The 24,456-nt window shown below is 40.9% G+C and carries 20 protein-coding genes and 1 pseudogene; 13 read left to right on the plus strand and 8 right to left on the minus strand.

The annotated features are described in order from the left end of the window. Window positions 1–24 precede the first annotated feature (24 nt). Window positions 25–912 (plus strand): DnaJ C-terminal domain-containing protein, encoded by an 888-nt coding sequence (locus tag ACLKML_RS00380; protein WP_413283120.1) that lies wholly within the window; start codon window positions 25–27, stop codon window positions 910–912. Between the two features lie 142 nt (window positions 913–1,054). On the opposite strand, the gene glgC is transcribed toward ACLKML_RS00380, so the two are convergent. Both glgC and ACLKML_RS00390 read right to left on the minus strand, forming a co-directional pair. Further along, window positions 1,055–2,272, minus strand: coding sequence for a glucose-1-phosphate adenylyltransferase (gene glgC, locus ACLKML_RS00385; protein WP_413283121.1), 1,218 nt, complete (start codon window positions 2,270–2,272; stop codon window positions 1,055–1,057). Window positions 2,273–2,456: 184 nt separating this feature from the next. Further along, window positions 2,457–3,338, minus strand: a complete 882-nt coding sequence (locus ACLKML_RS00390; RefSeq protein WP_413283122.1) for a LysR family transcriptional regulator — start codon at window positions 3,336–3,338, stop codon at window positions 2,457–2,459. 317 nt (window positions 3,339–3,655) lie between these two features. Between ACLKML_RS00390 and ACLKML_RS00395 the strand changes: the two genes are divergently transcribed. Continuing rightward, entirely contained in the window at window positions 3,656–5,071 is a 1,416-nt protein-coding gene (locus ACLKML_RS00395; protein ID WP_413283123.1) for an alpha-amylase family protein, read from the plus strand. Between the two features lie 95 nt (window positions 5,072–5,166). Here the strand turns inward: ACLKML_RS00395 and yjeH are convergent, their stop codons facing one another. Both yjeH and fbp read right to left on the minus strand, forming a co-directional pair. Beyond that, a complete protein-coding gene (yjeH, locus tag ACLKML_RS00400) occupies window positions 5,167–6,420 on the minus strand; it encodes an L-methionine/branched-chain amino acid transporter (protein ID WP_413283705.1) in 1,254 nt (417 codons plus the stop codon). A gap of 266 nt (window positions 6,421–6,686) precedes the next feature. After that, the gene (gene fbp, locus ACLKML_RS00405; RefSeq protein ID WP_413283124.1) at window positions 6,687–7,682 is read right to left on the minus strand and encodes a class 1 fructose-bisphosphatase; all 996 of its coding nucleotides are present in this window, start codon (window positions 7,680–7,682) and stop codon (window positions 6,687–6,689) included. Between the two features lie 412 nt (window positions 7,683–8,094). Here fbp and ACLKML_RS00410 point away from each other — a divergent pair. From ACLKML_RS00410 to ACLKML_RS00450, 9 genes and pseudogenes are all read left to right on the plus strand, one after another. Further along, a pseudogene (locus ACLKML_RS00410) lies at window positions 8,095–8,352 on the plus strand (RNA-binding S4 domain-containing protein); the annotation flags it as partial. Between the two features lie 528 nt (window positions 8,353–8,880). Beyond that, on the plus strand, window positions 8,881–10,086 hold the full coding sequence (locus ACLKML_RS00415) for an aromatic amino acid transporter (protein WP_413283125.1): 1,206 nt from the start codon (window positions 8,881–8,883) through the stop codon (window positions 10,084–10,086). Window positions 10,087–10,253: 167 nt separating this feature from the next. Beyond that, entirely contained in the window at window positions 10,254–11,639 is a 1,386-nt protein-coding gene (dbpA, locus tag ACLKML_RS00420) for an ATP-dependent RNA helicase DbpA (RefSeq protein ID WP_413283126.1), read from the plus strand. A gap of 379 nt (window positions 11,640–12,018) precedes the next feature. Further along, window positions 12,019–12,438, plus strand: a complete 420-nt coding sequence (gene rbsD / locus ACLKML_RS00425; RefSeq protein WP_413283127.1) for a D-ribose pyranase — start codon at window positions 12,019–12,021, stop codon at window positions 12,436–12,438. Window positions 12,439–12,462: 24 nt separating this feature from the next. Then, window positions 12,463–13,968, plus strand: a complete 1,506-nt coding sequence (gene rbsA / locus ACLKML_RS00430; RefSeq protein WP_413283128.1) for a ribose ABC transporter ATP-binding protein RbsA — start codon at window positions 12,463–12,465, stop codon at window positions 13,966–13,968. After that, window positions 13,965–14,951, plus strand: a complete 987-nt coding sequence (gene rbsC / locus ACLKML_RS00435) for a ribose ABC transporter permease (RefSeq protein WP_413283129.1) — start codon at window positions 13,965–13,967, stop codon at window positions 14,949–14,951. The genes rbsA and rbsC overlap by 4 nt, the downstream gene beginning before the upstream one ends. A 106-nt stretch (window positions 14,952–15,057) precedes the next feature. Next, on the plus strand, window positions 15,058–15,936 hold the full coding sequence (gene rbsB, locus ACLKML_RS00440; RefSeq protein ID WP_413283130.1) for a ribose ABC transporter substrate-binding protein RbsB: 879 nt from the start codon (window positions 15,058–15,060) through the stop codon (window positions 15,934–15,936). Between the two features lie 224 nt (window positions 15,937–16,160). Then, window positions 16,161–17,081, plus strand: coding sequence for a ribokinase (rbsK, locus tag ACLKML_RS00445; RefSeq protein WP_413283131.1), 921 nt, complete (start codon window positions 16,161–16,163; stop codon window positions 17,079–17,081). Window positions 17,082–17,182: 101 nt separating this feature from the next. Beyond that, entirely contained in the window at window positions 17,183–18,187 is a 1,005-nt protein-coding gene (locus tag ACLKML_RS00450; RefSeq protein WP_413283132.1) for a substrate-binding domain-containing protein, read from the plus strand. On the opposite strand, the gene ACLKML_RS00455 is transcribed toward ACLKML_RS00450, so the two are convergent. From ACLKML_RS00455 to ACLKML_RS00470, 4 genes are all read right to left on the minus strand, one after another. Then, window positions 18,176–19,102, minus strand: coding sequence for an amino acid ABC transporter permease (locus ACLKML_RS00455; RefSeq protein WP_413283133.1), 927 nt, complete (start codon window positions 19,100–19,102; stop codon window positions 18,176–18,178). The two genes, ACLKML_RS00450 and ACLKML_RS00455, sit on opposite strands and share 12 nt — an antisense overlap. Before the next feature lie 5 nt (window positions 19,103–19,107). After that, window positions 19,108–19,932 (minus strand): transporter substrate-binding domain-containing protein, encoded by an 825-nt coding sequence (locus ACLKML_RS00460; protein WP_413283134.1) that lies wholly within the window; start codon window positions 19,930–19,932, stop codon window positions 19,108–19,110. 115 nt (window positions 19,933–20,047) lie between these two features. Then, window positions 20,048–20,842 (minus strand): amino acid ABC transporter permease, encoded by a 795-nt coding sequence (locus ACLKML_RS00465; RefSeq protein WP_413283135.1) that lies wholly within the window; start codon window positions 20,840–20,842, stop codon window positions 20,048–20,050. A 1-nt stretch (window position 20,843) separates the two neighbouring features. Then, complete coding sequence (locus ACLKML_RS00470; protein ID WP_413283136.1) at window positions 20,844–21,575, minus strand: amino acid ABC transporter ATP-binding protein; 732 nt, start codon at window positions 21,573–21,575, stop codon at window positions 20,844–20,846. Between the two features lie 303 nt (window positions 21,576–21,878). On the opposite strand from ACLKML_RS00470, the gene ACLKML_RS00475 reads away from it, so the two are divergent. Both ACLKML_RS00475 and ACLKML_RS00480 read left to right on the plus strand, forming a co-directional pair. Next, window positions 21,879–22,511, plus strand: a complete 633-nt coding sequence (locus ACLKML_RS00475) for a DUF2760 domain-containing protein (protein WP_413283137.1) — start codon at window positions 21,879–21,881, stop codon at window positions 22,509–22,511. Continuing rightward, window positions 22,511–24,436, plus strand: a complete 1,926-nt coding sequence (locus ACLKML_RS00480) for an Hsp70 family protein (protein WP_413283138.1) — start codon at window positions 22,511–22,513, stop codon at window positions 24,434–24,436. The genes ACLKML_RS00475 and ACLKML_RS00480 overlap by 1 nt, the downstream gene beginning before the upstream one ends. Window positions 24,437–24,456 lie beyond the last annotated feature (20 nt).

Below are 24,456 nucleotides of genomic sequence, written 5' to 3' on the forward strand. Positions count from 1 at the left end.
ATTTTTATATTAATGAGGTAAAACATGTCTAAACGCGATTACTATAGCGTGCTTGGTGTTGCAAAAGACGCCTCCGAAAAAGACATTAAAAAGGCGTATAAAAGACTGGCAATGAAATATCACCCAGATAAAAATCCTGGTGATACATCGGCAAGTGATAGTTTTAAAGAAGTAAAAGAAGCGTATGAAACGCTGACTGATTCAGCTAAACGTCGTCAATATGATCAATTTGGACACGCAAGTTCTGATCATGGTTTTGGTCAGGGCCGCTCTCAAGGTTTTGGCGGGGGATTTGAAGATATCTTTGGTGACGCATTTGGTCAGCGCCGTTCAAGCTTTGGTGGTGGTTTTGATGATATTTTTTCGCAGTCGAGAAGTCGTCAAGCTAGGCCACAGAAAGGACAAGATGTTGAGTTTTCCGTGACTATTGATTTTGTAGAAGCGGTTCAAGGCACCGAAAAAGTGCTGGAATTACCCGTTAATGGTAAGCAAAAGAAAATCAACATTAAAATTCCGCAAGGAATTAAAGATGATGAAAGAATACGCTTTTCTGGTAAAGGTGGTTTGGGAAGTAACGGCGGCCCTGCGGGAAACTTGTTCGTTAAGATAACCATTCGACCACATGCTTTTCTACAGCGTGAAGACAATGATTTAATCTGCAACTCAGAAATCGATATTGTAACAGCAGCACTTGGAGGAGAATTAGAAGTTAAAGCGCTGGATAACCGCTTCAAACTTAAAATTCCTGCGGGCACGCAAAACGGCAGAAAATTTAAAGTTTCCGGTAAAGGGATCACCAGTCGTCAAGGTGAAACAGGCGATTTACTGGTAAAAATAAAAGTACTGGTGCCGATAAATCTGACTGATGAGCAGAAATCACTTCTAGAGCAGTTTAAAAACACATTAGGCTAAATACAAAATAGCTTCATTTCGGTTTTTAATAATATACGCTCGCTAACGTGCTAAAAATCGCAGTTTAAAAAGGTCGCTTATTAAAGCGACCTTTTTGATGATGAAAGGTTAATTCAAATATACCAACTACTACCGAACCCGCTTAGCTGAATGCATAAGATTCTGGCACTACCACGATTCCGTTGTCAGAAATTGCAAAGTGTTTAGCGTCTTCCACTGGGTTTAGCCCAATTTTGGTCCCATTTGGTACTTTTACGTGTTTATCTATAATGCAATTTTTAAGTTGGCAGTTTTCGCCGACTTCTACATCATCAAACAGTATGCTGTCTGCCACTGTTGCGCCGTCGTTAATACGAACATTAGGCGAAAGCACCGAATTTTGCACCGAGCCACCAGAGATTATTACCCCGCTTGATATCAGAGAGTTAATAAAAATTCCTTCATTACCGGTTGCTGACGATGTAGTTCTCGCGGGTGGGAGTTGTGGTTCATAGGTTCGGATAGCCCAACTTCTTTGGTACAAATCCATTGGTGGGACAGGTTGTAGCAAATCCATATTCGCTTGATACAACGAATCGATTGTCCCCACATCACGCCAATAAGCATCGTTAGTTACGCGGCCTTCCTTACCACCAAATTTATGTGCATAGACTTTTTCTTTATTAATTAAATTCGGAATAATATCTTGACCAAAATCGTGATTAGATCCGATGTTTTCTGCATCTTTTTCTAATGCTTCTATCAATGCGCTAGTTGTAAAAATATAGATCCCCATTGAAGCAAGGCTATGATCAGAATCATCCGGGAGTGGTGTGGGTTGATCGGGTTTCTCTTCAAAAGCCACAATTTTGTCTTGTTCGTCTATCGACATAACACCAAATGCACTTGCTTGCTGCACTGGAACTTCCATACAGGCGATGGTTAAGTCAGCGCCTGTGTCTTTATGGCGTTGTAGCATAGGATGATAGTCCATCCGATATATATGATCACCAGAGAGCACCACGACATATTTAGCTTCGCTACGAGAAAGTAACCATAAGTTCTGATAAATCGCATCAGCGGTACCGCTATACCATTTATCGCCTTTTTGCATTTGCGGAGGCACAACGGTGATATATTCGCCAAGTTCGGGATTGAAGACTGACCATCCGTCACGAAGGTGCTTTTGCAGGGAATGCGATTTATATTGCGTGAGAACGAGGATACGTCGTAGACCAGAATGAAGGCAGTTGGCTAAGGTGAAATCTATTATTCTATATTTTCCACCAAAAGGAACAGCTGGTTTGGCCCTATTATCGGTTAATGGCGAAAGGCGTGATCCCATCCCTCCAGCAAGTACTACCGTTAATGTCTCTAGCATTTTATCACTCCCTGATTATGTGCATTTGGTTATTTACGGATTGGTATATGATAGTCAATTCAAGGATCGAGCCAATAATTAACCTTTTGAAATAAATGGTTATTTATTTTTGACTTACTCTGAATGCACTATATTAATGCGCGCTTAAATTAAACATGCACTAATGAAGTGCGTAACGTGTTATTTATGTGCTACCTAGGGTTTTCTGTATAGTATTAATAAACCAGTCGTATCGAATGGGTAGTGAGCGACTTCGTTTTTGTACTTGATATAAAGGTTCTTCTATTTGGCTTTTTAGAGGTAAAACGGTTATGTCGTTTTGTTGAGGAAATGCCTTTACCGCGCTGATTGGTAAAATTGTGAAACCTAAACCTTTGGCAACCGGATAAAGTATTTGGCTTAATTGGTTAATATACCCACTCTTGGGAATATTTTTTAATTCATGCTGTTGATTATAAGAAGTTAAATATTGCATCAGATAGTGCTCACAATCTGGGTGATGGATAAGCCCTAATGATTGTAAACTTTGTAAAGTCCAGTTCTGAGTGTTAAATGATTTCGGAACGATAATGCAAAGTTTTTCTTTACCTATTAATTTATATTCTAATTGTAACGTTGGGATTTTCTGGGTAACGATACCAATATCAACGTTGCCACTGAGCAATCCTTCTACAATGCGATGATTTGGTGCAGATTCTAAAGAAATTAACAAATCTTGATGTGCTAGCTGCCTATCAAGAAAAACTGGCTGGAACTGCATGCACAACGATCCGGACATAGCAAAAAGACACTCGCCAACGTAGGGAGAGTCGATCTTTATCGATTCGAGCAACTCTCTTTCGCTGTTTTGTAGCGATAGAGCATATTGATAAACTTGTTTACCTGCTTCAGTGAGCTCAAATTGTTTGCCCATTTTTTGCAGTAATTCGGTACCCAACTGTACTTCTAATTTTTTAATATGCTGGCTAACCCCGGGCTGGGTCATAAAAAGTTGTTCCGCCGTTTTAGTGAAATGTTCCACTTCGACTAAGGTTCGAAAGGTATTTAGCCATAGAGGATTTAACATATAGAAAACTCGATGTTGGTTAGCATAATAAGGTTAATTGAGCACCGCTTGATGCCCGAATCTTTAGCATATTGTTGCGTTTATTTAAGTTAAAATCCATCTACGCCTGTATGTCTACTCCCTATTTTTTCATTAAAAGGGTGATCTACTTCTCGTTTTTATGCTTATACTAGGAATAATTGGTTAAACGCAAGGACGAATGTATTGATCTTCGCCTGTCTAATACACGTCATATAGACCTAAGTTGTTTGCTTCTCTCTTAATCGGAACGAAAAACCGATGCTATTCAAAGCAAGCACTAACTAAAGGAGAGCGTTATGCAATGCTCAAATAGGCTTAAAAAATTGGATTTAAATCTCCGTGATTTTTCAAATAATAACCATCTGGTTTTCGAAAAGGCAGATGTGATTCTGCACGCCTTTGATTGGCCGTATTCACAAATTACTAAAAATGCGCGAGAAATAAGTGAATTAGGTTATAAAACCGTATTGGTTTCACCGGCTATGAAGTCTCTTCGCCATGAAAACGGCACCGCTTGGTGGCAGCGTTATCAACCTCAAGATTATCGGATTATTGATAATCAGTTGGGTAATACTGAAGATTTCACTGCGATGGTTACAGCGTTAAATGAAGTCGGCGTTCGGGTGTATGCTGATGTTGTGTTTAATCATATGGCGAATGAAGCTTATTTGCGAACGGATTTGGATTATCCATCAGAAAAGGATAGGCAATTATATGAGCAAGATTGGCAAAAGATTCAGACACTCAAGGTATTTGGCGATTTGAGCCAACCATTATTTACCGAAAATGATTTTGTTGAAGCATTTGGCATTGAAGATTGGAAAAACAAGTGGCAAGTACAAAACGGTAGAATTTCTGCGGGGCAAGAAGACCCTGGTTTACCAACTTTGAGGCCGAATGACCATGTTGTTGCAATGCAACAGGCATACTTGAAGGCACTTAAAGTGATGGGTGTCAGTGGTTTTCGCATTGATGCAGCAAAACACATGAGTATTGAGCACTTAACTAAAGTGTGGACCAAAGAGATAACGGAAGACGTACATATTTTTGGCGAAATAATTACCGATGGTGGCGCGACACAAGAAGAATATAAAACCTTTCTACAACCGTATTTAGAGAAAACTCAACTTGGCGCATATGATTTTCCTCTATTTACCACCGTTTTTAAGGCGTTTCAATCAGATGGCGACTTAACTACTTTGGTTAACCCATATAGTTTCGGTCAAGCTCTATCGAGTTCTAGAGCGATAACGTTCGCAATCACCCACGATATTCCCAATAACCAAGTTTTCCAAGGTCTGCTTTTCGATGAAGAGAGTGAATGGTTAGCCTACAGTTATATTTTGGGTAGAGATGGTGGAGTGCCGTTAATTTATACCGATTTAAATACCAGCAGCATCGTAGACCGAACAGGTGAACCACGTTGGCTAAACAGTTGGCGAGATCCTCGAATGGCAAGAATGATAGCTTTTCACAATTTTACTCATGGAGAAACCATGGTAAATATGTGGAATCACAAACATTGTTTGATTTTTGCCAGAGGAGAGAAGGGGCTTGTAACTATCAATAAATCGGATCAAGCAATACCCGTTAGTCTCGATTGGCATTCCGATATGACAGACCTGTTAACTGGCTATGAACACAAGGTCGAACAAGGTCAGTTGCATCTTGTTATACCTGCTAACGTTTGCCAGATGATGATTACACGGTAAAAACAAGTGAAGTGTTGCGGTATTGTAACCCTTCACTCATTATCAGTGAGTTGCCCGTTGGTTTTATTAGTTGCGGCTGTAAAGCACTATTTCCGTTACGCAGTTACTTTAGTGTTGGTTAAGTAACCAACTGAAAAATAAACACAAAATAACACAATCAGTGCATATAACGATGCCCAACCTAAGCAAGCAAATACCAGAACAGTAATGACTAAAGCGATCATAGATAATACTCTATTGATCCCATTTAAGAGTTTATATGCGGCTAGCATGGCCAATAGGTAAACCAGCACAAATACGCCATTAGCTAACTTAACCAACATTTCTAGATCAATCCCAGAGACCTCACCAATTAACGCACTTAGTGTTAAAATACAGGCAATACTGAGAGTGGCGAACACAGGGACACCGCGTTTTGATACGCTAGCTATTTTACTGTTTGGGTGATTGTTTTTTGCAATGGCATAAGCCATTCTTGATAGACTTTGTACATAAAGGTTTAAGCTAGCAAAGCAAGCAAAATAGCCAACAATACTGATAAGAATAGCGCCTTTGCTACCAAAAATTTGTTCGCTTATCCAAGGAATTGAACCGGACGCTAACTCTTCTGTACCATATGCTTGGAACTTAAGAATGATCACTGAGCAACACCAGTAGATAGCACCAGCAAAAAGGCAGCCTAAGATAATTGCCAGTGGAAAATCAGTTTCAGGATTTTTGAACTCTTCACCCATATGAGCAAAAGCTTCAATGCCAACAAAACACCAAAACATAACCCCTAAAGCCGATGCGATAGGAATGACGGAATCAGTGGTTAACGGTGGCATGTGTATATCGTTAGTACTGACATCGCCATAAATCCAAAATAACGAAACCAGTGCACAAATAGCTAAAGCAATAATGGTTTGCAAGCGCGCAGATGACTTACTGCCAACAAGGTTGACAGTAACCAACAAGCCGATGGTGATCAGTTCAGCGCTGAGACTCTGATTGATAGCGTTTGGTAATAGTTGTTGGCCAAAACTACCGGCCAGAGCTACTGCGGCAGGTATGCCGACTGGCGTAACACTAAGAAATAGCCATCCCACACTGCGCTCTAATTTTGCACCGAATGCCTTACGAACGAAAAAAGCGGTACCGCCAGCACTTGGGTAACGTTTACCCAGCGCGGCAAAAGTGAGTGCAATTGGAATGACGGCAATAAAAAGAATTAACCATGCCCATAACGACGCTTCTCCTGCTATGCCGGCAGCAATAGCGGGTATCATGAACAAACCGGTCCCTAATAATGTGGTCGACAATTGGCCTAAACCACTCCATAAGGTAATTTCTTTTTTTAACTCGCCCACTTTATTCACTCTTAATCGTTTAATGTATCTATTTCACCGTTTTCATAAGCGGTCTAGATAGCGCATTAGTCATTAGGCGCATAAGGATACTTCAAATAGTCGACGGTATACCATTGTTGTTTGTGATTTTTTACAAAAAATGTTGAATGGGATGATTTAAGTAAAGGAGCGAAACTTGTAGAGTATCAAGCAGGGCAGGTTGAACTGGTATTAAAAGGTAACAAAGATCCTAACAAAATTCGTTAAGACCTCTGTTTAATCGAATGCTATTGGTTATTGATGAAGCTTTGTAATTTATTGATCATAGAGGGGGAGCCAACAAAAAACGGTGATCTTTCATGAAGTTCTGTCGGGTCTAAGTCTAATATTCTGCTTGTACCATCCGTCGCCCATCCGCCAGCTTGTTCAGCAATGAAAGCCAGTGGATTACATTCATAAAGCAAGCGAAGTTTACCCTTAGGGTAGTTAGCAAAACTTGGATACATATAAATACCACCTTTCAAAAGATTTCGGTGAAAATCTGACACCAAAGAACCGGTATAACGAGAAACATAAGGGCGGTTTTCTTGTTGGTCAATCTCTTGGCAATACTTGAGATATTTCTTCACGTAATCGGGAAAGTGAATATAGTTGCCTTCATTAATGGAATAGATATTGCCATTATCAGGTGTGTTAATATCTTCATGGGAAAGACAAAACACGCCCAAAGATGGGTCAAAAGTAAATCCGTGTACACCATTTCCGGTAGTGTAAACTAACATAGTGGAAGAACCATAAACGACATAGCCTGCTGCTACTTGTTTGGACCCTGGTTGAAGAAAATCATCTATTATCGCAGGTGTACCCACATCTGATACACGTTCATAAATAGAGAAAATAGTCCCAACGCAGACATTAACGTCTATATTTGATGAGCCGTCTAACGGGTCCATCAATACAACATATTTTGCCTTTTGGTTCATTTCTTTATTAAAGATAACAACTTCATCATCTTCTTCACTGCCGACACCACACACTTGGTCTCTTGCTTCAAGTGCCGCTGTAAATATATTGTTGGCAAATACATCCATTTTCTTCTGTTCTTCGCCTTGTATATTGGTTCCACCGACGGGACCCAATAAATCGGCAAGCCCAGCTTTATTCAATTCTCGGTTAACAACTTGAGCGGCTAACTTAATTGAACCCAGTAAACTGGTTAACTCACCATTAGCATTAGGAAAGTCGTGTTGTTTCTCTAATATAAATTCATCAAGAGTTTTCATATGTTCCTTCATATTTGCGTTGATATGGGCTCAATAGAAGCAAAATCGCCCGTTCGTTAGGTTAGAGGGGGACCGCCTTAAATAGATGGCGGATAAAGTACCATGTTTAGAGATAACGATGTCTCATATCTGTGTATATTTCTTATTTGTATTATTTTAATACTTTATTACTCAGGTAACTAGTGGTTTTAATTATTTTGTTACTAAAACGGTCGGATTTTGTACTAAGATCTTGTTAAGTTTTTCTGCTTGCTTGGGCGTTTCAAATAGAAAAGGCACGAGATCAAAAACGAAAGCTTGGTTAATGAAGTGTATCCTCTGTATCGTATTTATTTATGCTGTTTATCCTTTACTCCTTTGTGTACAAAATTTTGTTACACTAAAGCCAATTATTCCTATAGGTCACATTGAAATGTACGATGAACAGCCAGAAGAATTGGCATCTGATGAAGTAGAGATTGAAGCAATTGGTATTGAAGTAACTAGCCAACCTATTGAACTGTATAAAATTTTTAAAATTGCTAACTTAGTTAATGGTGGCGGTGAAGCGAAGCACATTATTTCAGAAGGTTATGTGGCGGTAAATGGAGAAATAGAAACTAGAAAGCGTCGAAAAATGTACGATGGTGATCTGGTTGAGTTTAACCAAGAGTACTACGTAATTTTGTGTGTAGAAGATCAGCAACACGTCGATGATGAATTACCCGAAGTGTTTGAACACGACTTAGTAGATGAAGAATATCAGTTAAGTGATCATGAAAGACAAGCGTTCGAGCATGATGCCACACCTCTAGAACATGATGAAGAAGTAACGGTCGAACAAAGCGACTCAGTTAAACAAGACCAGCCGCAACAAGACCAGCCTGAACAAGCGCCAAAAAGCGGCAAAGGTCGTAAATCGATTCAGTTTTTTTAACCACTTAATTCCCATAATAGTAGTGGATAAGTAGAGGCTATTATGGGAATAAATTGAGAGGATGGACATTTTGTCTATTTTAGATTCCTCGACCAATAGTTTGCCTATATTCGTAGTGTAAACATTTCAATACACATCGCTATTCGTAATTTTACAAATTCTTTTGAAGTATGCTGTCACATACGACACAATTCAGCCTTAGTAGTCAATTATTACTGCATATAAACTAAAGGTTGATGGGGTAATTGATTCATTCACGCATACTGTAAAGAAAAATATACAATGACAAAATCGAAGATTTTAGGTAGTACCTTAATTATTGCTGGGACGACCATAGGCGCAGGTATGCTTGCGCTTCCATTAGCTTCCTCTGGAATTGGCTTCGTAGCGTCACTTAGCATAATGCTAGTCTTGTGGTTATTGATGACTTATACCGCACTACTTATGTTAGAACTTCATCAACATGCCCCTTCAAACGCAACTTTGCATACTTTGGCCGAGCAATTTTTAGGTGGAAAAGGGAAATGGGTTGCAAGTATTGCAATGCTCTTCTTGTTTTATGCACTTTGTTCCGCGTATATCGCGGGTGGTGGTGCGCAATTTGCCGGTAGGCTTACCCAGTTAACTGGGATAGAGGTGGGTGGCTCGATGGCCACGATTATCTTTACCGCTATTGTTGCCTTTATTGTTACGGTTGGAACACGAACGGTTGATCACATTAATCGCGTTCTTTTCAGTATGAAATTGGTGGCGATGGTGGTTGTGTTATTCTTTCTCGCTCCCAATGTGACACAATCTTATCTGCTTAACATGCCTTTGCAACAAGGACTTATTGTCGCTTCTATTCCAGTCATATTTACCTCTTTTGGTTTTCATGGCAGTATTCCTGCCATTGTAAATTATCTGGATGGCGATACCAAAGCGCTGAAAAAAGCAGTGGTGATTGGATCGGCGATTCCTTTGGTGGTTTATCTGTTTTGGCAAGTCGTGACATTGGGCGTTATTAGTCAACAAGAATTAATCGAAAGCAAAGGGTTAACGGCTCTAATTTCTGCTTTGGCCACAAAGATCCACTTTAGCCAGCTTGAGCAAATTATCGGAATTTTTGCTGATCTCGCACTGCTTACTTCATTTTTAGGGGTTAGCCTAGGCTTGTTTGAGTATCTTGGTGATTCACTAAATAAAAATGCAGATAAACAGAACCGTATTATTTCGGCGTTGGTCACATTTTTGCCGCCAATGTGTTTTGCGCTGTTTTATCCGCAAGGTTTTATTATGGCACTTGGGTACGCAGCTATCGCTTTAGCGGTGTTAGCGCTATTTCTTCCAGTCGCGATGATCGTAAAATCAAGAAACGATAGCCGCTATCAAGCAACTTATAGAGTGAAAGGTGGCGCAGTTCCGTTAGTAGTCGTTCTGTCTTTTGGCGTAATGATCGTTTCAGCCCAGTTTTTAATTACTGTCGGTTATTTACCGTCACTTGGCTAATTCTATTAACATAAGACGTAAACAGGCGCTTATCTGCTAGAATTCTTGAATAAAGACATTAAGACCAATTTATCAGTAGCGCAAACATAACTAATGGTTGTAATAGACATACGATACAGTTATCTTGCGCTTCGCAATTCGTCACTCTCTAACTGAAGGATACTCTTTTGAGCCAGCTTCCATTTTCTACTCTCACTTTATCGCCTGCATTGCTGCAAAACTTGGACACTCTTGGTTATACATCAATGACTCCAATACAAGCTAAAGCATTACCCTTAATGCTAAAAGGTGTTGATGTTATTGGACAAGGGAAAACCGGCTCGGGTAAAACGGCGGCATTTGGGCTGAGTTTGTTAACCAATCTTAATGTAAAACGTTTTAGAGTTCAGTCGTTGGTACTTTGTCCAACAAGAGAGTTGGCCGATCAGGTTGCAAAAGAGATCAGAACACTGGCTCGTGCCATCCACAATATTAAAGTGCTTACCTTGTGTGGCGGTATGCCAATGGGGCCGCAAATTGGCTCACTTGAACACGGTGCGCATATTTTAGTTGGTACGCCGGGACGCATTTTAGATCATCTTGAAAGAGACCGAATTGATCTTTCCGAGCTGAATACTTTGGTGTTAGATGAAGCAGATCGAATGTTAGATATGGGCTTTCAAGATGCACTTGACGCGATAATTAGTCAGGCACCATCTCAGCGTCAAACATTACTGTTTAGTGCCACCTTCCCACAACAAATCAAAGCGGTTGCCGATCGTATAATGCAAAAGCCTGAATTAGTAAAAGTGGAAGCAACCCATGATGATTCAAGCATTAGCCAATTTTTTTACGAAGTGGGTGACAACACCGATCGTTTAAATGCGGTGAAAAAACTTCTGTTAAAACATCGTCCAGAATCTGCGGTTATTTTTTGTAACACCAAACGTGAAGTACAAGAAGTTGCGGAAGATCTATACCAAGAAGGATTTGATGTTATTGATTTGCATGGTGATTTAGAACAACGTGACCGTAATCAATCATTAGTCCAGTTTTCCAATAAAAGTATCTCTATACTTATTGCCACCGATGTTGCTGCTCGTGGATTAGATGTCGATAATTTAGATATGGTTATTAACTATCAACTTTCTAGAGACCCAGAAGTTCACGTACACCGTATCGGTCGTACTGGTCGAGCGGGTAGCAAGGGAATGGCATGCAGTTTATTTAGCAACAACGAAATGCATCGCGTCGCCTTAATCGATGAATATATGGATATGCCGATTACTCCAGTTTCTTTGCCAAATGAAGCGGTGTTAAGCGAGCCAACTTACCAAGCGGAAATGATTACCATAGAAATTTCTGGCGGTAAAAAACAGAAAGTGCGTGCTGGTGATATTTTAGGGGCATTAACCGGACAAGATGGTATTGATGGTAAGAAAGTAGGCAAAATCAACTTATTTGATATGCGTTCTTATGTTGCTGTGCATAAAAATGTGGCGAAAGCGGCACTTAAAAAATTAGAAAATGGCAAACTGAAAGGGCGCAAATTTAGAGCTCGTATTTTAAAGTAGTACTTAATATTTATATTGCTGAGCCGTATTTTCCAGTAATGACATAAACAATATCAACCACCTTGCTGTCGCAAGGTGGTTTTTTTAATTCTACTGCCTAATTTTAGTGCCCGTAAAACTTTGCTTATTGCTCGCTAAACTCTCTCTACTAAGTGATGGACCTCTGTTTTTTATCGACTGTTCTGTTGATTTTAACGATCTTTATCACACATTGTTTTTTGTTAAGGTGTATTTTTTTTGTTAGCCGTTATATTTCATCGAAACGTATCGATGGTTTTATTTTTATATCGAAACGTTTCGATGAAAATTAATGACTTCGCTTGTTGCAGAAAATAAAGCAACAATAATAAATTTGGTTGCACACACTTAGGTTATCAATATGAAAAAGACACGCCTGCTAAACTCGCAACTTTCTTACCTTGTTGCCACATTGGGACACACAGATGAAATTACCATAGCGGATGCAGGATTGCCTGTGCCAGATGGTGTTGAACGCATCGATCTTGCGTTAACCCAAGGTATGCCTAGTTTTCTTCATACTGTCGAAGTTCTACTCAGTGAATCTCAAATTGAAGGGGTAGTGATAGCAGAAGAAACGAAACACAATAACCCTCTGGTTCATGAGCAACTTCTCATTTTATTGGAAAAAGATAGCCAGCAAACAGGCAAAAAAATCAGCGTCAGCTATGTTTCTCATGAGGCGTTTAAAGAGCGGTCTTTTGGCAGTAAAGCGGTAGTACGGACGGGAGAGTGCACTCCTTACGCTAACGTTATTTTTCAAACCGGTGTGACGTTTTAATGACCAGTGAAGTGGGGAATAAGAATGACTAAAGCGATATTAGAGCTGAATGGAATTGATAAATCCTTTCCTGGTGTGAAAGCACTCGATAACGCATGCCTTACAGTTTACCCAGGTCGAGTGATGGCGCTGCTTGGTGAAAATGGAGCCGGTAAATCGACTTTGATGAAAGTACTAACCGGTATTTATTCATTAGATGCTGGTGATATTCGTTATCAAGGCGTCGAGGCTAAGTTTAATGGACCGAAACATTCTCAGGAAGCAGGTATTAGCATTATTCATCAAGAATTAAATCTTATTCCTGAGCTGACCATTGCGGAAAACATCTTTTTGGGGCGTGAAATAGTGTCCCGATTGGGGCGCATTAACTGGCCCGAAATGTTTAAGCAAGCAGATGCGTTACTGGCGCGATTGAATGTAAAACACAGTTCTAAAAAGCCACTTGGCGAATTGAGCCTTGGCGAACAACAGATGGTAGAGATTGCCAAAGCACTGTCATTCGATTCTAAAGTGATCATTATGGATGAACCGACCGATGCACTTACTGATACCGAGACGGAGTCATTGTTCAGCGTTATCAATGAACTGCGTCAGCAAGGATGTGGCATTGTTTATATTTCGCATCGACTTAAAGAAATTTTCCAGATCTGCGATGACATTACCGTTTTGCGCGATGGCAAGTTTATTAAGCAATGTAAGGTTTCAGAAACCAACGAAGATCAACTGATTGAATCGATGGTTGGGCGCAAACTTGAAGAGCAATACCCCAGAATTAATGCTGGACACGGAGCACCGTGTTTGCAAGTACAAAATTTGGTTGCAGTAGGTGTTGATGGCGTCAGCTTTTCGTTAGATAGAGGCGAAATTCTGGGTATTTCTGGCCTGATGGGCGCGGGACGTACTGAGTTAATGAAAGCGATTTACGGTGCCTGTCCTAAACAAGCGGGCCAAGTAATGTTAGATGGCCAAGTCATTAATCCACGAAGCGCCCAAGAAGGTTTAGCGAAAGGCATTGCGTATATATCGGAAGATAGAAAAGGCGATGGCTTGGTACTGAGTTTGTCGGTAAAAGAAAATATGTCATTGAGCTGCCTAGATAAATTGAGCAAAGGCATTCAAATACAGCATAAAGATGAAGTTAAATCGGTCGAGAACTTTATCAACTTGTTCAACATAAAAACGCCGACTCGCGATCAAATTATCGGTAATTTATCTGGTGGTAATCAACAAAAAGTTGCGATTGCTAAAGGGTTAATGACCAGTCCTAAGGTACTAATTTTAGATGAACCAACTCGCGGTGTTGATGTGGGAGCAAAGAAGGAAATCTATCAACTTATTAATAAATTTAAAGCCGAAGGGATGAGCATTATTTTAGTTTCGTCAGAAATGCCAGAAGTATTAGGGATGAGCGATCGTATTATTGTAATGCATGAAGGGCGCATTAGCGGTGAATTCGCTGCAAAAGATGCCAACCAAGAAAAACTTATGGCTTGTGCCGTTGGTAAGAACGCCAGTGAGGTAGCAGCATGACTAACCATACAACAACGAAAAAGATAGAGCCAATGCAAGATAAAAAATGGATTACAAAAGAGTGGTTAATAGAACAAAAGTCTTTGATAGCTTTGCTGTTTTTAATTGCAGTAGTGTCATTTCTTAACCCGTATTTTTTTACAGTCGATAACATCTTGAATATTTTACGCCAAACCTCGGTGAATGCCATTATTGCCGTGGGGATGACATTAGTGATCCTTACCGCTGGTATTGATTTAAGTGTTGGTTCCGTTCTTGCTCTTAGTGGCGCTTTTGCCGCCAGTCTAGTGGCGATGGAAGTGTCGGTGTTTATTGCTGTTCCTACCGCGTTATTGGCTGGTGCGGCTCTAGGTGCAATCAGTGGCATTATTATCGCTAAAGGTAAGGTACAAGCCTTTATTGCGACATTAGTGACGATGACCTTATTGCGCGGGGTCACAATGGTTTATACCGACGGACGACCAATATCAACAGGCTTTACCGATACAGCCGATGCATTCGCATGGTTTGGAACGGGTTATACGCTAGGTATTCCAGTACCAGTTTGGATTATGGTTATCGTGTTTGCAGCAGGTTGGTATGTACTAAACCACACTCGGTTTGGACGTTATGTGTATGCGCTTGGTGGTAATGAGTCGGCCACTCGTCTCTCTGGTATAGATGTTGATCGCGTAAAAATTGGTGTTTATGCCATTTGTGGCCTACTTGCCGCTCTGGCCGGAATTATCGTGACTTCACGTTTATCTTCCGCTCAGCCAACCGCAGGAATGGCTTATGAACTGGATGCCATTGCGGCGGTGGTATTGGGAGGAACCAGTTTAGCAGGGGGACGTGGGCGTATTATGGGCACATTAATTGGTGCGCTGATTATTGGCTTTTTAAATAACGCATTGAATTTGTTAGATGTATCTTCTTACTATCAGATGATTGCAAAAGCCGTTGTGATTCTTCTGGCAGTTTTAGTAGACAATAAAAACAAGTAATTGAATACCTAAGCAAGTGAACAATAAACAACTGTACTAACTTTTAACGTTAATAACATGAGTTAAGTTTGAACTTAACTCCCCTACGAAACAAAGGACTATAACAATGAAAAAGATCGCAACTATTTTATCAGCTGCCGTTCTATCAGCCTCAATGAGTGCTAGTGCATTCGCTGAAGATACATTAGCCGTAGTGGTATCAACGCTCAATAATCCATTCTTCGTCTCTATGAAAGATGGTGCGGAGAAGAAAGCACAGGAGTTAGGTTATAAGCTTATTGTGCTTGATTCACAAAATGATCCAAGTAAAGAGCTTTCAAACATCGAAGATTTAACCGTTAGAGGGGTGAAAGCCATTCTAATCAATCCAACCGATTCAGATGCTGTATCCAATGCCATTCGCATGGTTAACCGAACTGATATTCCAGTATTAACATTAGATCGCGGAGCAAGCCGTGGTGAGGTTGCTAGCCATATTGCTTCAGATAACGTGGTTGGTGGTGAACTTGCCGGTAACTTTATTGTTGAAGCCATCGGTAATAATGCAAAAGTCATTCAGTTAGAAGGTATTGCTGGCACCTCGGCAGCACGTGAACGTGGTGAAGGCTTTATGAATGCAGTAAATAGTAGCAAATTAGAATTATTGGCAACCCAGCCTGCCGATTTTGACCGCACTAAAGGTTTGAATGTTATGGAAAATTTATTAGCGGCAAATCCAGATGTGCAAGCCGTATTCGCACAAAATGATGAGATGGCGTTGGGTGCACTTCGTGCTGTACAAGCGTCTGGAAAAGAGGTGATGATTGTGGGTTTTGATGGTACGGATGATGGTGTTGCTGCCGTCAAGCGTGGCGATTTAGCCGCGACCGTTGCTCAGCAACCAGAGCTGATTGGTGCGTTAGGTATTGAAACTGCAGATAAAATTCTAAAAGGCGAAAAAGTAGAAGCGTACATTCCTGTGCCTCTAAAATTGATTCTTAAATAATCGTTTAACTCAGTGATATTAATCGAGTCGTCACTCTCTGTGTTGTTGACAGAGAGTGACGGTATTCACTCAAATTTTTGTACACGTTTAATGTGTATTTCTGATTGCTTGGTGAGTAGGTTTTGACCTAAACAGCCAATGGATTGTAAAGCGATACTTGCCCTAAAACTGATAAGTAACCTTTCACATATAATAAGTAAATTTTCACATAATAGGTTGAATCTATGAGTAGACTGATTGTTGTTGGTAGCGTGAATGCAGACCATGTTTTAAAAGTCCCCTCTTTTCCAAGGCCCGGCGAAACCCTCCATGGTAATGGATATCGCGTTATAGCAGGTGGTAAAGGAGCGAATCAAGCTATCGCATCGGTACGTTTAGGTGCCGATATTGCTTTTATTGCTAGTGTTGGCGATGATGATTTTGGTATTGGTATCAAACAGAGTTTTGCCCAAGAAGGCATTAATACCGACGCAGTATTGGTTGAGCAACACACTCCAACCGGCATAGCGATGATCCAAGTGGCTGAAACCGGAGAAAATAGTATTTGTCTCTCAGCCGAAGCGAATGCAAAATTAGACGCGAAGCGTATTCAACCTTATTTACCTTCAATAGAACAAGCAGAATTAGTGTTAATGCAGTTAGAAACACCGCTGGATGGAATCGAACTTGCCGCTAAAACGGCTCAATCAGCACAGACTAAAGTGGTGCTAAACCCCGCTCCCGCCAAACCATTGACAGATGAACTACTTAGTTGCATTGATATTATTACTCCCAATGAAACCGAGGCGGAAGTACTAACCGGTGTGGTTGTCGTTGACGAAGTATCCGCAAGGCGAGCCTCGAACGTCCTACATGCAAAAGGTATTGCTACCGTATTGATTACCCTCGGCGAGAAAGGGGTATGGTTGAGTCAGGCAACCGGTGAAGGCGAGATCATTCCCGGCTTTAAAGTCGCCGTTACCGATACTACTGCTGCTGGCGATACATTTAATGGCGCATTAGTAACAGGATTGTTAGAAGGTAAAGACTTGCATGATTCAATTCAGTTCGCGCATGCTGCTGCGGCAATATCAGTGACGCGTTTTGGCGCACAAACATCAATTCCTACTCGACAAGAGGTAAACGATTTTATTGAAGCTTGTTAGCAAAGAGAGTGTCAATATAATCAAAGCGTTAATATAAAATGAGCATTAATATGAAAACAACGTTAAGCTGACGACGTTTTTAAATTGAATAAGGTAGTGGCATGGCATCGATGAAGGATATTGCGAAATTAGCAGGGGTATCAACCTCAACGGTGAGTCACGTAGTCAATAAAAGCCGTTATGTAAGTGAAGCAATAACTGAACGCGTGGAAAAGGCAGCCATCGAGCTTAATTATTCACCTTCAGCTTTGGCGAGAAGTTTGAAGATGAACCGAACTCGTACCATCGGTTTGTTAGTGACTACCTCGACGAATCCTTTTTTTGGCGAAGTAGTAAAAGGAGTAGAGCGGCGTTGTTATCAACAAGGCTACAATCTTATTCTGTGTAACACTGAAGGGGATCAGGCTCGAATGAAGGATTCGATAAATACTCTACTGGAAAAGAGAGTAGATGGTTTGTTACTGCTTTGTTCGACCCTAGAAGGGCAACATTTAGATGTTTTTGATCGCTATAAAAATATCCCAACAGTGGTGATGGATTGGGGTGAAACCCATTTTCCTAGCGATAAAATAAAAGATAACTCAGAGCTTGGTGGCTACATGGCCGCCAAGCATCTGATCGAGAATGGACATACAAAAATTGGTTGTATCACCGGGCCATTAGAACGTTATCAAGCTAAAATACGTTTCGCAGGATTTAAACAAGCATTGCAAGATCAAGGCCTAGAGCTAAACAAAAATTGGGTAATACCGTCCAACTTTGAGTGCGATGGTGGCTACGATGCTTTTAATACTCTATTTGAAAAAGGCCCGCTGCCAACGGCCATTTTTGTCTGTAATGATATGATGGCGATGGGGTTGATTAATGCAGCCCATGCAAAAGGCATTCGAATTCCACAAGATATATCGGTAATTGGTTATGATGATGTTGATATTGCCCAATTTATGGTACCGGCACTGACGACTATTCATCAACCAAAGTTCCGCTTAGGTAAAACGGCTGTTGATACCTTGTTAAACCGCATTGATAAAAGCAATGAAGAGGTTACACAGGTTCAGTTAGAACCAACTTTAGTGGTTAGAAACAGCGTTAAATCATTTAGCTAAGTGCTTACGGCTGGCGGTTTCAAAGTGAGAAAACAGCAGAGATAAACTAAAGCATAAACCAAAGTAAGCTAAGGCAACTAATAACCAGATTTCGAAAATAAGTCCTGATGAGTTGGCCATTTCGGTACCAACAAAGGTCAATTCTTGTATTGAAATAAGGGAAACAATAGACGAATCTTTTACTAATGAAATAGCCTGTCCCGCAAGAGGAGGGGCGATTGCACTGATAACTTGAGGCGCGATAACGTATCTATATTTGGCCCAAATTGATAATCCAAGTGCATCTGCTGCCTCCCATTGGCCTTTCTCTATCCCTTCTAATCCTGCTCGTACTACTTCAGCAATATAAGCGGCAGAAAGTAAGCCAACACAAAAAACACCAGAAAACAGGTTTTCCCATAAACTCGCTTGGCCAAAAAGAATGGTCCAAATAGTCGCGTGATCAGTTGAAGCATTTCTAAATATTTGATCCATGCCGAGTAACGGAATGAGTTGATTAGAGATAAAAAAGTAGAAGATAAAGACAAAAACTAAAGGCGGTATATTGCGAATTAATTGAATATACGCCGTCGCCAACATGCGAAAAACAGCGTTGTTGGCATGCCTAGCAATACCTAAAATCACGCCTAAAACAACAGAGAAAATCACGCCCCAAATGCTCAGGCGTAAAGTGTACATCAAGCCTTGAAAAAAATACGGCATATCGCCATTGGCTCGCGGAGTAAAAATAAGCTCAATAGCATTTGCCCAGTTCCATTGATAATTAATACCAATGGATGAGCGGTAATATAACCAGCCAATCGTCAATGCGATTAGGCCAATTAGGATATAATCTAATCGGCCTAATCTACGCGGTGGACGCAACGGTGTTGGCTTTTTTCTACTGGTTGTACTCAAGCTACCTGTCGTGCTCAATGTGTTTATTGTCCTTGTGCTATCTGGTTTTGCCAATCTAACGTAGCGAACCAATATTCATAGCGTTGTTGTAACCAGCCATCTTCGGTTCTCGCTTTGATCCATTGATCAAAATAGGCTTTTTTATCTTCTTCGCCCAAACGCACTGCAAACGCTTCATTGCCTTTTGATAATCGTTCACTGAAAGGTAAGAACAGTACTTGTGAATTTTTAATCACTTCTTGTTCTGGTTTTGGACTAGAAGCGATTACGGCGTGTGCATTGCCATTCAATACTTCTTGAAAGGCTTGTGCATCATCGTCGAATTGTAAAATTTTCGCTTTAGGGAAGGTTTCGCGTGCAACTTGAACGGTGAAGGCACCGCGCCGCGCCGCTATTTTAATTTTGCGAGAATTAAAATCACTAAATTGACTAAATCCGGCAGCGAGTTCCTTATTGGCGGCTACTTGAACACCTGAATGAGAATAAGGAGTGCTGAATAGAACGCTTTTGGCGCGTTCTGGGGTAATCGACATTCCACCGATAATAACATCAAACTTCTTGCCAAGAAGAGCAGGAATAATACCGTCCCATGCGGTGGGAACAAATTCAATCTTCCATCCTGAATCTTCAGCTAATCGTTTTGCTACATCGATTTCAAAACCAATTAATTCGCCTTGTTTATCTCGCATAGCCCAAGGAACAAAAGTAGACATTCCGACTCTTAAAGTCCCACGCTGATTGATTTCGTCTAAGTTTAAGGTATCGTCTAAATTAGTCGTATTCGCTACAGTGGGCAGCGATAATAGTGATGCTAATAGGCCAATACACGCATTTTTAATTAATTTCATGCAGATTCTCCATTTTTGCTTATTATCCGTATTTGTATCTTTAAGTATTAAGTATTAAGTATTAAGTATGGGCTGGTAATAACTTTTTGTTATTGTGAAAAATGCTGTTCTTCTATTATTGGGTTCGCCATTGCGCACCAAGCCTATGTTCAAGTAGTGCCGCAAAAGCGGATAGCGACAGAGTTAATAGAAGATAAATAGCTGCAACAGTAAACCAGATCTCAAATGGCATCGCTGTTTCAGAGACAATATTACGCCCCTGAGTAGTCAAATCAAAAATAGCCATTACACTAACAATAGATGAATTTTTGACTAAGGAAACCACTTCATTGGTCAGAGGCGGTAACGTTTTTTGAATTACTTGCGGCAATATGACATCGCGATACGTGTTAAAGCCTGACAGTCCAAGAGAACGAGAAGCTTCAAATTGACCGGCAGGGATACTGTTTAAACCGGAGCGAATTATTTCCGCTGTGTAGGCTCCTTGAAATAAAGCCAATGCTAATACGGCGGTAGAAAATCGATCCAGTCCAATTACAGGGCCAAAAACAAAATAAAGTAAGTAAATTTGCACCAATAGCGGCGTGTTTCTGATCAACTCTATGTAACTTCTGGCAAGCATTCTGCCAACAATTGAATCGGATAATCTGAGTAAAGCAGTAACTAAGCCTATGATTAAGGTCGCGATCAGGCTTAACAGTGAAATATGGATGGTTACGAGTAGGCCGTCAATCAATTCACCTGACCACCATTCTCCATCTTCAAAGATCAAAATATACTCGCCAACTCTATCCCATTGCCAAGTGTAACCCATTGCTTCTGCACCGTGGCTGAGTAACCAATATACGCCTATCAGTAACAAGACAATTTGACTTAAGGCGGATAAAACGGGTTTAAATACACGTCTCATATTAATGGCTTAATATTTGATTTAAAAAAGCACGAGTGCGTTGATGTTGTGGATGATTGAACAATTGTGTTGGTGGGGCGGTTTCTATTATTTTCCCTTGATCCATAAAAATAACTCGATCGGCAACTTTCTTAGCAAAGCCCATTTCATGAGTAACACAAATCATGGTCATACCCTCTTGGGCTAACTCAACCATCACATCAAGCACTTCATTAATCATTTCTGGGTCAAGAGCCGAAGTCGGTTCGTCGAACAACATAATCGAAGGCTTCATACAAAGTGAGCGAGCAATAGCGACACGCTGTTGCTGACCACCTGATAATTGTATTGGATATTTATCGGCCTGTTGGACAATATCAACGCACTCAAGAAAATGCATCGCACGGCTGTTGGCTTCGTCTTGGGACAGTTTTAATGTTCGTATTGGCGCTAAGGTTAGATTTTGCAATACGGTTAGGTGTGGAAAAAGATGGAAATGTTGGAATACCATACCGACTTTACCTCTCTGTTTAGAAAGATTGTCGCTGCCGAGTACCGTGATATTGCCTGCGTCGTATTGTTCAAGGCCATTAATACAGCGGATAAGTGTTGATTTTCCCGAGCCAGAAGGGCCACAAATAACGACGATTTCGCCTTGCATTACTGAAAGACTGATTTGGTCTAAGGCTTGAAAATCACCGAACCATTTGTCAATGTTGCTTAATTCTAGTGCCTTACAAAGTGATGTGCTCAATTTTTATCCGTTGTTTTTATTGTTAATTTGTTTTTTATAATGGATATAACCAGTTTTATATCATAGCGATTACGCTAACTGTACAAATCAGAGTGAAATATTACATTTCTATATTCACGTTTGCTATTAGTTGACAGTGTTTAATTCAGTATAGTCGCAAGAATCGACTAACCAGACAAATTTTGTCACCCAAACAATCTTGAATTATGGGACAATACTCCCAATTATTTGTTGATACTTTACAGGTTGCTGTACGACAATGTGTAAAGCACCCTTAGAAACTCCATTTGAAGAGAGCGTAAAATGATTTTTGACTTAAATTTGATCCCTACTACTTTTGATATGCTTCATGGTGGCCTTGCGGCGTCATCGCTTTTACTACTTATTATTGCTGTTGCACGTAAATCTAAAGTTATTGAGAAAACCGTTGAAGTGCCAGTAGAAAAAATTGTTGAAGTGGAAAAACCAGTAGAGAAGATTGTTGAAGTAGAAAAAGTGGTTGAGGTTGAGAAAGTCGTAGAGAAAGTGGTTGAAGTTGAATCCAAATTGAAGACCGCAACTACCGACTCTGCAATGCAGTTGTTGGCAATTATGCAACAAGAAGCCAGATTGATTGATTTTCTTAAGGAAGATTTAGGCGGATTCTCTGATGATGAAGTGGGCGCGGCTGCACGAGTTATCCATGCAGGTGGTCAGAAAGTGCTGTCAGAATACGTTTCTTTATCGCCTATTAAAGAGCAAGAAGAAGAGTCTCGAGTGACAATTGAAGAAGGTTTCAACCCTCAATTAGTGCGTTTGATCGGCAACGTAACAGGCAATGCTCCATTCAGTGGTACTTTGATTCATCGCGGTTGGAAGGCTGATAAAATAACGCTACCTAAATTATCAGAGAACTATGACGCTTCTGTTATTGCACCAGCAGAGGTTGAGCTTTAATGGAAAACATTTGTTCTGCGAATAATGAAGCAAAATACAGCATTGGTATTGATTTAGGTACCACCCATTGCGTTCTCTCTTATGCGGAAATTGACGCGGAAAATTCCGTGGTCAAAACCTTTAAAGTGCCTCAGCTCGTTGGTCCGGGTCAGGTAAAAGAACTCTCTCAACTGGGTTCATTTTTGTATCAAGCATCTGACTATGAAATGGGTGAAGGCTCTAGAGTACTGCCTTGGACCACTGAGCCAAATGCTTTAGTCGGTGCCGTTGCTCGGAACTTGGGTGCAAAAACACCGATCAGACTTGTAGCGAGTGCAAAGTCTTGGTTATGCCATGCTGGCGTAGATCGCCGCAGTGCGTTTCTTCCTCAAGGTAGTCCTGAAGAAGTTGCCAAAGTTTCGCCTCTTGCGGCGACCAAAACGTATCTAGACCATTTAAAAAGTGCTTGGAATCATAGCCATCCGCAACACTTACTTGAAAACCAAGAGATAACGATTACGGTTCCGGCCTCTTTTGATCCTGCTGCTCGAGATTTAACCGCGGAAGCCGCGAGAAATATTGGTTTAAAGCACCTTACATTATTAGAAGAGCCACAAGCTGCCCTATACAGTTGGATCAACAACAATGAAGACCAATGGCGAAATGAAGTAGAAGTTGGTGATGTAGTATTAGTGGTCGATATTGGAGGCGGAACAACTGATTTATCTTTAGTCGCTGTGACTGAAGAAGAAGGGAATCTCAATCTAAATAGAGTGGCGGTTGGTGAGCATATTTTGCTTGGCGGCGACAACATGGATCTTGCGCTTGCTTATCGTATCAAAATGAAGATGTCTCAACAGGGTAAAGAGATGCAACCATGGCAAATCCAGGCCATAACGCAAGCGTGTCGAGACGCAAAAGAGATCTTATTGCAAGATTCTGATGTGCAATCAGTGCCGATTGTCATTCCAAGTCGCGGATCAAAACTGTTAGGTACCACACTGAAAACAGAATTGACTAAACAAGAAGTTGAACAGACGTTGGTGGAAGGTTTTTTCCCTCAAGTGACGATAGATCAACACCCAGTAGAGAAAGCGCGCAGCGCATTAACGCAAATAGGTCTACCCTATGCACAAGATGCAGCGATAACGCGTCATATTGCGGCGTTTTTATGCAAACAAAATAACGCAACACAAGATGTGTTCGCAGGAATGTTTGGTCAGCCTCAAGCGTTAGAATTTATCAAACCAACTGCTATTCTATTTAATGGTGGTGTACTGAAATCGAGCTTACTAGAAACGCGTCTTACTGACACGATTAATTCCTGGCTTGCACAAGCGGCCAATTCTGAACAAGCGAACGGTCCTGAACAAACGAACAGTCCTGAACAAACGAACAGTCCTGGACAAGTAAATAGCCCTGTAGCGAAAAAGTTAACCGGTTTAGATCTAGACCTAGCAGTGGCTAGTGGTGCTTGTTATTACGGTGCGGTTAGGCAAGGCGACGGCGTGCGTATTCGCGGCGGTATTGCCAGCAGCTATTACGTAGGGATTGAGAGCGCCATGCCGGCTATACCTGGTTTTCCTGCGCCAATGGAAGCGATTTGTGTTGCGCCATTTGGAATGGAAGAGGGTTCTCATTGCCAAGTTGAAAACAAAGAGTTTGGTTTGATTATCGGTCAACCGGTCCAGTTCCAATTTTATGGCTCAACGACTCGGCGTGAAGATCAAGCCGGAACGCATTTGGATTTTTGGCAACCCGATGAACTGGAAGAATTACCAGAAATACAAGTTACATTGCAAGCAACTGATGGACGAAACAGTGGCGACATTGTGCCGGTTACGTTGGCTTCGCGCGTGAGCGAATTAGGGACGCTTTATCTCGAAGCGATTGCCACTGACAACGGTCAAAAATGGCACGTTGAATTTGATGTTCGAGAAAGTTAACGAGCGGTAGGTTTAGTACC

This window comes from Vibrio sp. MA40-2 (assembly GCF_047302445.1).
Classification (GTDB): domain Bacteria; phylum Pseudomonadota; class Gammaproteobacteria; order Enterobacterales; family Vibrionaceae; genus Vibrio.